General features: G+C 38.9%; 15 protein-coding genes. 7 read left to right on the forward strand and 8 right to left on the reverse strand.

Annotated elements, in window-relative coordinates; all coding sequences use genetic code 11:
- Positions 1–22 precede the first annotated feature (22 nt).
- The 5 genes from panB to yjgA are packed head-to-tail and all read left to right on the forward strand — an operon-like array spanning position 23 to position 3,365.
- The gene (panB, locus tag ACG9ZL_RS01775) at positions 23–832 is read left to right on the forward strand and encodes a 3-methyl-2-oxobutanoate hydroxymethyltransferase (RefSeq protein ID WP_336953575.1); all 810 of its coding nucleotides are present in this window, start codon (positions 23–25) and stop codon (positions 830–832) included.
- 2 nt (positions 833–834) lie between these two features.
- The gene (panC, locus tag ACG9ZL_RS01780) at positions 835–1,680 is read left to right on the forward strand and encodes a pantoate--beta-alanine ligase (protein WP_419327652.1); all 846 of its coding nucleotides are present in this window, start codon (positions 835–837) and stop codon (positions 1,678–1,680) included.
- Between the two features lie 25 nt (positions 1,681–1,705).
- A complete protein-coding gene (gene rapZ, locus ACG9ZL_RS01785) occupies positions 1,706–2,557 on the forward strand; it encodes an RNase adapter RapZ (protein WP_004725931.1) in 852 nt (283 codons plus the stop codon).
- The gene (locus ACG9ZL_RS01790) at positions 2,554–2,823 is read left to right on the forward strand and encodes an HPr family phosphocarrier protein (RefSeq protein ID WP_004725933.1); all 270 of its coding nucleotides are present in this window, start codon (positions 2,554–2,556) and stop codon (positions 2,821–2,823) included. Before rapZ ends, ACG9ZL_RS01790 begins: the two co-directional genes overlap by 4 nt.
- Positions 2,824–2,825: 2 nt before the next feature.
- Complete coding sequence (yjgA, locus tag ACG9ZL_RS01795; protein WP_004725935.1) at positions 2,826–3,365, forward strand: ribosome biogenesis factor YjgA; 540 nt, start codon at positions 2,826–2,828, stop codon at positions 3,363–3,365.
- A gap of 63 nt (positions 3,366–3,428) precedes the next feature.
- Here the strand turns inward: yjgA and ACG9ZL_RS01800 are convergent, their stop codons facing one another.
- Positions 3,429–4,040: a hypothetical protein gene (locus tag ACG9ZL_RS01800; RefSeq protein ID WP_336953577.1), complete on the reverse strand. Its 612-nt coding sequence runs from the start codon at positions 4,038–4,040 to the stop codon at positions 3,429–3,431.
- Between the two features lie 142 nt (positions 4,041–4,182).
- Between ACG9ZL_RS01800 and baeS the strand changes: the two genes are divergently transcribed.
- Positions 4,183–5,919 carry a sensor histidine kinase efflux regulator BaeS gene (gene baeS, locus ACG9ZL_RS01805; RefSeq protein WP_419358856.1) on the forward strand — a complete coding sequence of 579 codons (1,737 nt, stop codon included), beginning with the start codon at positions 4,183–4,185 and terminating at the stop codon, positions 5,917–5,919.
- Between the two features lie 15 nt (positions 5,920–5,934).
- On the forward strand, positions 5,935–6,621 hold the full coding sequence (locus ACG9ZL_RS01810) for a response regulator (RefSeq protein WP_004725942.1): 687 nt from the start codon (positions 5,935–5,937) through the stop codon (positions 6,619–6,621).
- A gap of 221 nt (positions 6,622–6,842) precedes the next feature.
- Here ACG9ZL_RS01810 and ACG9ZL_RS01815 read toward each other — a convergent pair whose 3' ends face one another.
- From ACG9ZL_RS01815 to ACG9ZL_RS01845, 7 genes are all read right to left on the reverse strand, one after another.
- Entirely contained in the window at positions 6,843–7,223 is a 381-nt protein-coding gene (locus ACG9ZL_RS01815) for an MmcQ/YjbR family DNA-binding protein (RefSeq protein ID WP_336953579.1), read from the reverse strand.
- Between the two features lie 24 nt (positions 7,224–7,247).
- Positions 7,248–7,847, reverse strand: a complete 600-nt coding sequence (locus ACG9ZL_RS01820; protein WP_336953580.1) for a L,D-transpeptidase family protein — start codon at positions 7,845–7,847, stop codon at positions 7,248–7,250.
- 179 nt (positions 7,848–8,026) lie between these two features.
- Entirely contained in the window at positions 8,027–9,484 is a 1,458-nt protein-coding gene (locus ACG9ZL_RS01825) for a protein adenylyltransferase SelO (protein WP_419358859.1), read from the reverse strand.
- Positions 9,485–9,560: 76 nt separating this feature from the next.
- Positions 9,561–9,890, reverse strand: a complete 330-nt coding sequence (locus ACG9ZL_RS01830; protein WP_419358861.1) for a DHCW motif cupin fold protein — start codon at positions 9,888–9,890, stop codon at positions 9,561–9,563.
- 95 nt (positions 9,891–9,985) lie between these two features.
- Positions 9,986–11,149, reverse strand: a complete 1,164-nt coding sequence (locus ACG9ZL_RS01835; protein ID WP_419327646.1) for an acyl-CoA desaturase — start codon at positions 11,147–11,149, stop codon at positions 9,986–9,988.
- 360 nt (positions 11,150–11,509) lie between these two features.
- On the reverse strand, positions 11,510–12,232 hold the full coding sequence (locus ACG9ZL_RS01840) for a glycerophosphodiester phosphodiesterase (RefSeq protein WP_419358863.1): 723 nt from the start codon (positions 12,230–12,232) through the stop codon (positions 11,510–11,512).
- A 113-nt stretch (positions 12,233–12,345) separates the two neighbouring features.
- Positions 12,346–12,924: a cob(I)yrinic acid a,c-diamide adenosyltransferase gene (locus ACG9ZL_RS01845; RefSeq protein WP_315078188.1), complete on the reverse strand. Its 579-nt coding sequence runs from the start codon at positions 12,922–12,924 to the stop codon at positions 12,346–12,348.
- Positions 12,925–13,030 lie beyond the last annotated feature (106 nt).

Below are 13,030 nucleotides of genomic sequence, written 5' to 3' on the forward strand. Positions count from 1 at the left end.
TCATTGATAGAGGAATATCGTCATGATTAGCCTAAGTGATTTAAGACAATTCAAAACTCAGGGACGTAAATTTTCATGCTTAACTTGCTATGATGCGAGTATGGCAAAAGGTATGGAAGTTGCTGAGATTGACACCATTTTAATTGGTGACTCTTTAGGGATGACAATCCAAGGGCATGATTCTACATTGCCTGTTACTGTTGCAGATATGGCGTATCATACTGCAGCTGTACGTCGTGCGAATCAACACGCATTTATCATGTGTGATTTACCTTTTCTGAGTTACGCAACGCTTAATGATGCGTTGCTTAATTCAAAAACCGTGATACAAGCGGGTGCTCAGATGGTGAAAATTGAGGGTGGTGAATGGCTGGCTGAAACTATACGAGTTTTGACACGAAATGGTGTACCTGTTTGTGTACATTTGGGCTTAACACCACAGTCGGTACATGTCTTTGGTGGCTATAAATTACAAGCGAAAACGCGTGAAGCGGCAGATCAATTAATTGCTGACTGTAAAGCTGTGGTAGACGCTGGTGCAGCTGTGTTATTGCTCGAATGTGTTCCTGCTCAAATGGGTAAAGAAATTACTGAATTATTCCCACACGTTCCTGTGATCGGTATTGGGGCTGGGGCAGATACTGATGGTCAAGTTCTTGTTGTGCAAGATATGCTTGGTTTGACTTTTGGTAAAGTGGCTCGCTTTGTACGCAATTTTATGAAAGAACAAGCAGGTGAATCTGCAATTGTAGATGCATTCAAGGCATATCATGTTGCTGTGCAAGAGAAATCGTTTCCTGCAAAAGAACATACTTTTCAAGTAGAGCTGTAGACATGAAAACAGAAACGACCATTCAAGGACTAACAGCATCACTTAATCCTGCTCGATCGGCACGTAAAATCATCGGTTTTGTACCAACGATGGGAAATCTACATCAGGGCCATTTAAACCTTGTTCGTGAAGCGCGTAAATTATGTGATGTGGTGGTGGTTAGTATTTTCGTGAATCCAATTCAGTTTGGACCCAATGAAGATTTTGATAACTATCCGCGTACACTTGAGCAAGACAGTAATTTACTTGCTGAAGTGGGGTGTGACATTGTTTTTGCACCGTCTGTTGAGCAAATGTATGGTAAATTCCCACGTTTAACAAATATTACTGTGGGTGAAATTACCAATGATTTGTGTGGCTTACAACGTCCAGGTCACTTTGATGGTGTTGCTGTTGTTGTCACCAAATTGTTTAATATTGTACAGCCGAACTTTGCATTTTTTGGACAGAAAGATTATCAACAATTGGCTGTGATTAAGCAGGTTGTTCGTGATTTGAATATGCCAATTGAAGTGATTGGTGTACCAATTGCACGTGCTGAAGATGGTTTGGCCTTAAGTTCGCGTAATGGTTACTTATCTGAACAAGAGCGTCAAATAGCTCCTGTTATTTTTAAGACCTTAACGACTGCTGAACAAGATTTACATGCAGGTAAAACACTTGCAGATGTCTTGGCTCAAATTCGTGAAAGTTTAAATGATGCAGGGTTAATTGTGGATTATGTCGAAGCACGTAGTCTAGCGTTGCAAAAAGTTGAACAATTCGACCAAGATGTTGTATTGTTTGTTGCAGCGAAATTAGGCAAGACTCGTCTGATTGACAATTTACAAGTAAAACATTTTACATAAACTTTGCTTTTAGGATCGCGATGCCATGAAGCGCATACTTATCGTAACAGGACAGTCTGGTTCAGGTAAATCATCTGCTTTGCAGGTGCTTGAAGATTTGGGTTATTACTGTATCGATAATTTGCCTTTGGCATTGCTTCCTGAAATTGTTGAAAAGTTGGATAGAGAAAATAATTTAGAATTATTGGCACTGGGTGTCGATGTTCGAAGTGCAAAAGAAGATTTACAGGGTTTTGATCAAGTTTTTCAACAGTTACAAAAACATGGCAGCGTAGACGTTATTTATTTAACGACGCGTGATCAGGAATTGATTTCACGTTTTAGTGCATCTCGACGTCCTCATCCATTGTCAAACCGTTTTCAGAGTTTGAATGAATGTATTCAAGAAGAAAAAAATTTATTACTTCCGATTCAACTGCGAGCAACAGTACATATCGATACAACGGATAAAAGTGTACACGATTTAAAAGATACCTTATTGTCCAAACTTGGACAGTCCGATAAACTCATTTTAATTTTGCAATCTTTTGGTTATAAACATGGTATTCCATTAGATGCAGATTTTGTTTTTGATGTCAGGCATTTGCCAAATCCACATTGGGATTTAGAGTTACGTAAATATTCGGGTTTAGATGAACCAGTACGTAAATTTTTAGAAGCCAGTGAGCAAGCAAATGAGATGTATCAAGACATCTATCAGTTTTTAAATAAGTGGTTGCCTGCTTTTTCGGAAGGTCATCGTCACTATATTACAGTGTCAATTGGCTGTACGGGGGGACAACATCGTTCAGTTTATATTGTGGATAGGTTGAAAAAGGCTCTTGAGTCAAAATGGACTATTCAAGTATTACATAGAGAAATGAAGCACTGGTCATGATTGACACAACTGTTGACGTAATTAATAAATTAGGATTACATGCGCGTGCATCTGGAAAACTAATCGAAGTCACGACTAAATTTAAATGCTCTATTCAAATTGGTAAGGGTGACAAGTTAGTCGATGCCAAGAATATCCTTTCTTTACTTATGCTCGGAGCTGGTAAAGGAACCACCTTGCGTCTAGTGATTGATGGTGCAGATGAAGAAAAAGCTTTGTCTGAAGTTCAAGCACTGTTCGCAGATAAATTTTACGAGGCAGAATAATCGTGGCACGTCGTCCGCAACGTTTTACTGAAGATGATTTTGAATCTTTAGAAGGGCGTGCAAGTAAAACCGAACAGAAAAAAGCTGTACAACGTATGGCTGCTTTAGGTGAACAACTCGCAGAGTTGTCGAAGAAACAAATTGAATCTTTACCTGTTGAAGATCGGTTGATAGAGGCTTTGCTTGATGTGCAATTGATCACATCTTTTGAAGCACGTCGCCGTCAATTTCAACGGATTGGTAAGCTTTTGCGTAATGAAGATGAAGCCATCATTTTGTCTTATTTAACCCCTAAGCAAGGGATTAAAAAGTTGGCGCAATTGGATCGTTGGGTGGATCGAATGATTGAGCAGCGTGACCCTGCAATTAAAGAATTCTGTAAATCTTATAATGCTGCTGAAAGTCATTCTTTACGTCAGCATGTATTGCGTATTCATCGGGATATCACCCGTCAAGCCACCGCTGAAGAATTAGCGGCTTCTAAACTTAAGTTATTAAATTATGCCCAACAAGTGGCTTTGATTTCGGATAATTCCAAGTAAATTATTGTGGCAAATAAAAAACGACCCAACAGGGTCGTTTTTTATATTTAGCCAAGATATGAATTAAACTTTTGATGGTATCATGGGAATGTTATCGCCTGATTTAAACTCTGGCTGGAATTTAACAACACATTTACCATCGATGATTTTATCATCCAGTTTTACTTGGATTGCCTTACCATCAGTCTGGCCTGCACATGATTTTTGAATCGCATCCCACTTCGCTTTACGTTCTGCACGTTTTTGGGCAAATTCTTGCTTAATTTGAGCACGTTGTTCTTCGGTCATGTCTTTCATACGGGGTCCGTCATGACGCATCATATGACCACGTTGTTCTCCATCACGACGGAAATCCTGATTCATCTCTTTCATCGCCTTGTGATCAGGCTTGAATACGATATTACATGTACCATTAATATTTTGCTGACCTGCTGTCACCTGAACCGTTTGACCAATTGCTTTGCCATCACAGGCTTTTTGCATTTGTTGGCGTAACGCTTTATGTTGAGCACGTTTCTGTTTCATTTCTTCACGTTGTTCAGGTGACATTTTATGATGCCCACCATGCATCATCGGGTGGCCCTCTTTTGGACCTGGATTAGATTGACAGGCAGTCAAAGCCCCTACAGTTAAAATACTTGCCGATACCAGTGCGATTTTTGTCATAGCTTTCATTGTTACTACTCCAATGAATATTTTGTGTTGTGTTCTGTTGATACCGTAAAGATTAAATAATAATGATGTAGAAACAATGGAGAGAATTTTGAACAACTGTTGGGTACAATGTTGAAATGAGAAGAAAAACGTGAGATCAGTTTTGAAAATACGTCGAGTCCCCATTGCACTGCGCTTATTTCTCACCGTTTTATTGACGACATTAGTCATTACAACGGTGAGCTTAAGTGTTTTGCACTGGACCATGCAAAAGAATTTTGCCAAATATGTCGCAGATGTCGAAATGCAAAAACTTGATCATCTGATAGAAAATTTGGCAGATGTATATGGGGTCTATCAAGACTGGGGTAATGCGGTTCAAGCACAGATTTTACAAATTGAAGGCGATGCTGCTCCTGATGATTATGATAAGTTGTCACGCTGGTGGCTACGTCGTCAATATGATATTGCTTTACAACAGCGCTATTTTAAAGAACATACGATAGTAGCGACTTTGGGACAAACAGATGGTGCAGTTCATAAGTCTCAGCTGGATCAAGAAGAACTAAAAATTCTTGAAGAGAATTTACCCTCAGCTTATCAGCCATTTGAAGGTTTGAAGTTTCCACTGAGCTCAAATCAAAATTTATTTAGACCCTCTGATCGTAAAGGAAAAAAATCATCTATAGACAAAGGACATCTTTCAGCGGGTCGTGAAGAAGCAGCTTCAGCACCTAAAGAAACGTCAACGAGAGATTCAATGCGGACTGTAAATCCACAGAATGGCAAAAAGATATTTGTATCATTGCCTGACCGCTTAGGACTCAGTTCACGCCTTTCATTATATGATGCAAAACAACAGTTTATTTTGGGTGAACCTTCTGATGATCAGGTTTCTTATCGTCCGATTTTGGTCAATGATCAGGTGGTAGGGTATCTAGGTTTAAAACCAGTTTTAGATCAGGATGATGCATTGAGTATTAACTTTTTTAGTAATCAAAAACGTTATTTAGTACTGATCTATATCTTCACATTCTTATCAAGCTTGGTTGCAGCCTTGTTATTGGCGACTTATTTTAAAACACCGATTCAACGTTTATTGAACGCAACTCGTGAATTAACCAAAGGTAACTACCAGCATCAAGTGGTGATTAACCGCAATGATGAATTAGGAGACTTGTCTACTGAGTTAAATCAGTTGGCTGTCATTCTCGACCAGCATGAAACATCACGCCGTCAATGGGTTGCAGATACTTCACATGAGTTAAAAACACCATTGGCAGTATTGCAGGCACAAATTGAAGCCATGCAAGATGGGATTCGAAAGCCCACACCAGAACATTTTGAAGCGATGTTACGTCAAGTCACAAGCTTGAAAAAATTGACACAGGATCTAGCGGATTTAGCCCAAGCTGAAGCACAACAATTGAAATGCTACTTTGCAGAAGTTGATCCTTGGTCCGTCATTTTACAGGAAATAGAGAATTTTAAACCTAAATTTGAACAGGCTGATTTAACAATTTCAGCCAGAGGTGAGGGGGCAAAATTACAATTAGATATAGATCGTTTTAAGCAAATTATGGTCAACTTACTTGGAAATAGTATTCGTTATACTGAAGCAGGCGGTGAAGTTCAAGTCCATACAGAGCAAGATGCAGATTCATGGAGTGTGATCGTAGATGATAGCCCATTGGGTCTGAGTGATGAACAGATTGCACGCTTGGGAGAACGCTTCTATCGTGTGGATAATTCACGTACACGTAGTACAGGTGGTACAGGATTGGGCTTGGCTTTATCAGGTAAAATTACACAAACACTCGGTGGTCAGCTTACTTTTGATCATTCGCCATTAGGCGGTTTGCGTTGCAAACTGACATTTTCAAAACATACTAAATTTTAAAAGGAATAGTACAACATGAAGCATATCATGCTGGTAGAGGATGAAGTTGAACTTGCGCAATTGGTGCGGGATTATCTAGAAGCAGCGGGCTTTGAAGTCAGTATGTTTCATGATGGTCAAGAAGCTTATGACAGCTTCCTGCAACGTAAGCCGAGTTTAATGGTATTGGATTTGATGGTCCCGCGTATGGATGGTTTGACCATTTGCCGTAAAGTGCGTGAGCAAACCGACTTACCGATTATCATGGTGACTGCACGAACAGAAGAAATCGATCGTGTCTTGGGTTTAAATATGGGAGCAGATGACTATGTCTGTAAACCTTTTAGCCCAAAAGAGTTGGTGGCACGTGTACAAGCGGTATTACGCCGTTTAGAACGTAAAGCTGAACCTGAAGCCAATGACTTATTTCGTATTGATAAAGCACAACAACGTATCTGGTATCAACAAAAATCGTTGAATTTAACGCCAACTGAATTCCGCCTTTTAGAGCTTTTCCTCGAACATTTGGGACAAGTCTATTCTAGAGCGCAACTTTTAGACCATATCAACCCAGATAGTTTTGATGTTGCTGACCGTGTTATTGATAGTCATATCAAAAACTTACGTCGTAAAATATCAGAAGCTGCTGAAACTGGAAATCGTCATGAATGGGTACAAGCTGTTTATGGCGTAGGCTACCGTTTTGAATATCCAGAAGATTAAGTTTTCAACATTTTAAGTTCACCATTGTGGATAAACACAGGTTTATCCACAGATATTGTGGGTAAATGTTTATAAATGTAAAAATTTATGTTTGAAAAATAAGCATATAACTTATGGTTATCGATAGATTCTGACTTGACTGAATCAGGTATAGACAGGTCTGTTGATCTAAACCTGTAATTCAAAGCTACTATCAAATGCAGTTATCAAAAGACCGCTAATTATTTAATCTGTTGATAAACCGCCAATACCTGCTTTTGAGCTTTGGTTAGACTCTTGGCCACTAGCTCATAAGAGCCTTCAACCAAGTCTTGAATCAAATCAGCACTGATCTGTTCACCTTCATAGACTGAAATCCAATGACGTTTATTCATATGATAGCCCATCTGAATCGAGGGGTAGAGATCTCTTAACATTTCGCCATGATCAGGTTCAACTTTTAAATTAATTAGTTTTTTGCCATGCAGTTCAGAGCCTAACATAAACATTTTTCCCACCACCTTAAAAACAGGAATATCCTCACCAAAAGGGTAGCTAAGTTCGGATTTAGGCAAATCTGATGCAATCTTAAATGCTAAAGTTCGGATTTCTTCACCTGTCATCACTGTCTCTTTTTAAAATATTCTTTATGAATAAATGCTAATCACTGTTCCATCATCGACCAGCTTCCAAATTTCATCCATATCTATATTTCTAACTGCAATACACCCCCATGTCCAGTCATTTCTAGGTAAGTATGTCATTAAACTAGGGAGTTTTTCCATTTGTGAGCGTGTTGCTGAACCATGAATCATAATGTCGCCACCAGGAGAAACGCCGAGTTGGTTGGCTTTAGATTTATCCTGTTGGTTTGGATAGGACACATGCAGCGATTTATAAAATGCACTATTAGGATTACGCCAATCTAAAATATAACGACCTTCAGGGGTTTTTCCATCACCCTCTTTAACCTTATGTCCAATAGGATCAAAACCTAAGCGCATTGGATATGTTCGTATGTCTTGATCATGATGCATGAGTTTAACAATACGATCTGATTTATAAACTTTAACTTCGGTGATTGGCGTGTCTTGACGGAGACGTTGAATGTCTTGCTCAGATAAATTCTGCACGTGTATGGCAGCATTTGCCGTTGGAATAAATTGATTATATTTTTGATAAGTCCAGACACTTGCTATAGCTATAGCCAAAAGAATCAAGCATGGAATGAGGTATTTTTTATTCATTTTAGAATACTAATGTTGTAAAACCCTGTATTGCCTAAATTTTATTCACTCTAAAGACAAAAGCTGTAGTTAATTTGTGATTATGGATTTATCCTGTGGATAAACACAAGTTTATCCACAGAAATTGTGGGTAACTATGATGAGTCAGATCAAAGAAAGTGATTCGGCAATTTATTTGATCAAGACGAACAACTCACCATTACTTCAGGAACATCACTTGGTAAAGGTGCTAAGTCTTTGGCTGTTTCTAAATCCTTTTGTTTGGTAAAGGGCTGACCAAGCAATTTAAATAGGCGATCAACCTCAGAAAAATCATCACGTTCAGCCTGTTCAATGGCTGTTTGTAGCATATGATTTCTTAAAATATAGACTGGATTGGCCTTTTTCATTTCCGCATCAAGTACATCAATATATTGCTGCTCACGAATACTGTGATATTGCGTCAAGAAGCTTTCAAATTGAAAGCGATCTAGGCAATCATCTTTAATAGCTTCATATTCTTTATTCTGTAAGCGAAGAAAACTGTTGGTATAGTCGAGTTGCTCACTTTGTAGAATTCTTAAAAATGCCATACCGCAATCAAAACTATCTTTATGGAAGGCAGGTAGTCCAAGTTTTTGGCATAGTCCATGGGTATAATGTTCTAGAAAGGTCGGTTCAAAATGCTCTAAACATTTGACGAGGTCTTGCTTAAATTGTTCTTTATTTTCTGCTTGTGCTAGTGGAATTAAATTGTTTAACCAATTCCATAAATTCCAATGTGCAATACTCGGTTGGTTTTGGTAGGTATAACGGCCATTGTAATCACTATGATTGTTGATCCAATTGGGACGGAAACGCTCCATAAAACCATAAGGGCCAAAATCAAGGGTAGAACCTGTAATATTGAGATTATCCGTATTCATAACACCATGAGCAAAACCCACCAATTGCCATTTGGCGATCATGATCGCAGTGTTTTGAATCACTTGCGTTGCAAATGCTAAAACAGTGTCTTCAAACTTTTGTTGTTCAGTACTCAAACATTGTGGATAGTGCCATTCAATACATTTTTGGGTAAATTCAGTGAGTAACTCAGGCTGATATTGATTGATCCATTCAAAATGCCCTAAACGGATGTGGCAATCCGAAGTGCGTAACATCATTGCACCAAGTTCAAGTTTTTCTCGTTGTACGCCTTGGGTTGAGGAGGTAAAGCCTACGGAATTGCTTGAAGGAACCCCCAGTGCATTGAGTGCATGACCTGCTAGATATTCACGAATCACAGAACGTAATACAGCACGTCCGTCTCCCATACGAGAGTAGGGAGTTGAGCCTGCGCCTTTTAAATGGAGGTCAATGGTTTGACCTTGTTGATTTAAAATTTGCGCTATCAATAGGCCACGCCCATCCCCCAATTGACCTGCCCATTGTCCAAATTGATGCCCTGCATAAACCATGGCAAGGGGATGAAATTCAGGAAAGGTTTTTTGCCCGCTACAAATCTTGACCCATTGGGTCTTTTCATCTTCAGACCATTGTAATTCATCCGCAAGTGCAGCATTAAAATGCCCAGCCTTTGCACCTTTCAGTGGGCTAGGCATTTGCTCATGATAGAGCTTTGAATCGAGAAATGGGTAACGTGGGGCAAATTGCATAGCGATCGGTCACAATGGTTTCACTTGTCCTCTCAATATAGCAAAGTTTTAAGCTGTTGAGATAATGTCGACTGTTTTAGTCGACAATAAATAGCTTTGCACCAAATGTGGTGGAAGAACGATGCGCTTCAGCTTGGTCTGCAACTTGATAACTCATCCCTGCTTTTAAGGTAAAGGTACGTCCATCATCAAGTTCAGTGTCCAATTCACCTTCTAAGCAAAACAGGATATGACCTTTAAGACACCAGTGGTCAGCCAAATAATCTACAGAATATTCGACCATTCGCACTCGAATATTATCAAATTGTTGTGTGAGCCAAAGCGCAAAACCTTGCTCACCCTCATGACGCGTTGTTGGAACTTCTGACCAGTTGGTAATGCCAAAGGGGATGTTATTAATTTGCATATTATTTTCTCTCAATATTATCAGTAGGAATGTCTGTAAAAACTGGATAAAAGAAAAGCCCCTTTCGGAGCTTTGCTTTTGATGTGTATTGAGAGTTAAGAAACAACGTTCTTTTTGATTCCACGCATCAATGTTTCTAAACGTTCACGATGGAAAGCAAGTTTCTGTTCGACCAATTGGAAATCAACTTTGAGTTTGACATCCATTTGGTGAATTTTCTCAGCAACAGATGCTTTTTTCGCTTGTAGCTCTTGTTCTTTTAACGCAGCCCAATCATTTAATGTATTGGTGAATGCTTCATATTCTTGCGATACTTTTTGTTTCATCGCGATAATATCTGCATTGACGTTATGACCATAAATCGCTAAATCCTGTTCAGCATATTTAAATCTCATCGCCAATTCCGCTTTTTTGATATTAAAGCTTGGGATACGACGTAGGTTCTTGGCTAAACCGATTTTAGAGCAGGACCAAATCAACCATTTTGTTGGATCATATTGCCACCATTTCACACCATTACGATAATCGTATTGGAAAATATGGTGATAGTTATGATAACCCTCGCCCCATGTTGCAATGGCAAGAACAAAGTTATCTCGTGCAGTATTTTCGTCAGTATAAGGACGTTTGCCCCACATATGACAGAGTGAGTTGATAAAGAATGTTACATGGTGGCTAATAATTAAGCGGAGTAAACCACCTAAGAGTAGTACACCCCACATGTCACCTACAGCCCACCCCAGAGGAACTAAAATCGCAGCATGTACGGCAATAACAAGTGGGACATAATACTTGTCTTGGAACATAACCACTTTGTCATTCAACAAATCAGGTGCATTTTTATAATTTGATTCAGAAGCGGGATAGTTACGTAACATCCAGCCAATATGAGCGTACCAAAAACCATTGTTAATCGAATACGGATCTTGATCTACATCATCCACATGGCGGTGATGTGTACGGTGACCAGAAGCCCAGAACAAAATACTGTTTTGAACAGCAAAAGTTCCCATGATCATCAAAATGATTTTAAGTGGTAAAGTCGCTTCGTATGCACGATGTGCCCACAAGCGATGATAACCTGCAGTAATACCTAAACTACTGAGACCGAGTAAAACGAATAAACTAATCCAAGCTGCCGCACTAAAATCATGGTGGTAGGCATATAAAGGGATCGCAATTACTGCCACAAGGGGTAAAAACACCAAGGCAAAAACACCGATCCAATTTATTGGGGCTTTGGGTAGGGGAGCATTCATCTCCAACAGCACTCCTAAGAACCTTAATCAGGTAAAGTTAAACGCATAGCTTCAGCATTTTTCTAGGCTATACTTTCACAGATATTATCATGGGCGAACATGTGTTCACTAGTATTAGTGTACATCTGTATTGTATAAAACAGTAACAGAATAAAACATGAATTCTAGCGGTTTGATCGAAAAAAATGAATGGTTAAAACGTCGTATTTAAATGTCAAAATAGTGTAAGAATTTTTCTGTCTTATCCAATTTGATTTTTAAGGGTTTAGACGCTTGATTCTCAAGTTAAATTTTAATTTTTGAAACCCTCTAAAGTTCAAAATAAAATTCTACTTTATTGTGTTATTAAATGGATTTGAGTTATTGAATTTGTGCTAAGGCAAGCTGCATCATTTTGGGGAAATCTGTAATTAATCCATTGATCCCCAAATCTCTTAAATGCTTAGCGCGCTCAATATCATTGACGGTCCAAACACTGATGTCCAAACCTGCACGCTGGGTTGCTTGAATGAGCTCATCTGTTGCCAATTGATTCATCCATCCAATCTGGCAGCATCCCAGTTGTAATGCTTGTTCGATTGCACGTTGTTGGATGTCATCTTCAATCAGTAGACCACGTTTAAAACTTGAGTTTTGCTGTTGTAAGGCTTGATGTATTTTTAAATCAAAACTGGTAATCGCCGCAACATTTTCAAAACCTTGCAGTTGTTTTTGTAATTCGATGATGAGTTTTTCAGCGTGTTGCAATGTTTCTACAGCTTTCACTTCAACTTCAATATGCTCAAAGTCCTGCATAATCTTTAGGCTTTGGCTTAAGGTTGGGGTAATTTGTTTTTCCCAATCCATCCAGATATTGGCTTGGTTATAGGCCGCTAATTCAGCGCTGTTTAAATCATACAGTGCTTGATCTATTCCAGTTGTTCTTAAAAAATTATCATCATGCATGATAATGAGTTCATCATCTTTTAATTGTCGAACATCGAATTCAACTGCACGGATACCTAAATCGTGAATATATTGAAATCCAGCTAGGGTATTTTCAGGTGCTTCACCACGCGCGCCACGATGTCCGATAATTCTCATAATGAACTCACATACTCATTTTCATCTGTCTGGTAATCGTTTAAGTCTTACTTTTAGCAATAACTTGACTTTATCATACTGTTAAAAATTTACTTTTAGACAGTGATTTATCGTTAAATCGTGTCATTGATGTTCTTTTGCCAAAGCACTTCACTACCGCCTTCTGCGCGTTGTAAGGTGCGTGAAGCTACAAAAAACCAGTCGGATAATCTGTTAATTAATTGTAGAGCAGTTGCTTGAATATTTTGATCACGACTGTGTACAGTCATTAAGCTGCGTTCTGCTCGACGACATACAGCACGTGCTTGATGTGCATAACTACATGCTAATGTTCCTGAAGGTAGAATAAAGTCCTTAAGCATTGGTAAGTCTTCATTCATTTTGTCGATTTCCTTTTCAAGAAATTCAACACAAACAGGTTGGAGCAAGTTGTAGTTAGGAATACAGACTTCACCACCTAAATCAAATAGCCAGTGTTGAATCAAGCTCAGTGATTTATCCCAATGGGCTTTATCGACGATGCTACTCATTGAAATTTGTGAACGTAATACACCAACAATAGAATTTAGTTCGTCTACATCACCGAGAGCGGTAATACGTAAGTCATCTTTCGCTACGCGAGAACCGTCTCCTAATCCTGTGGTGCCTGAATCGCCTGTACGCGTATAAATTTTACTTAAACGATGTCCCATAATTTTGTCCTAGATGAAAATGAAAAGATAAACAATAAAAAAGGATAATGTCGGTCAAAACATTATCCATAAACTGCGCTGTTTTAGATATTTTTTTGGGTGTAGC

The organism is Acinetobacter legionensis (genome assembly GCF_048551735.1).
Taxonomy (GTDB): domain Bacteria; phylum Pseudomonadota; class Gammaproteobacteria; order Pseudomonadales; family Moraxellaceae; genus Acinetobacter.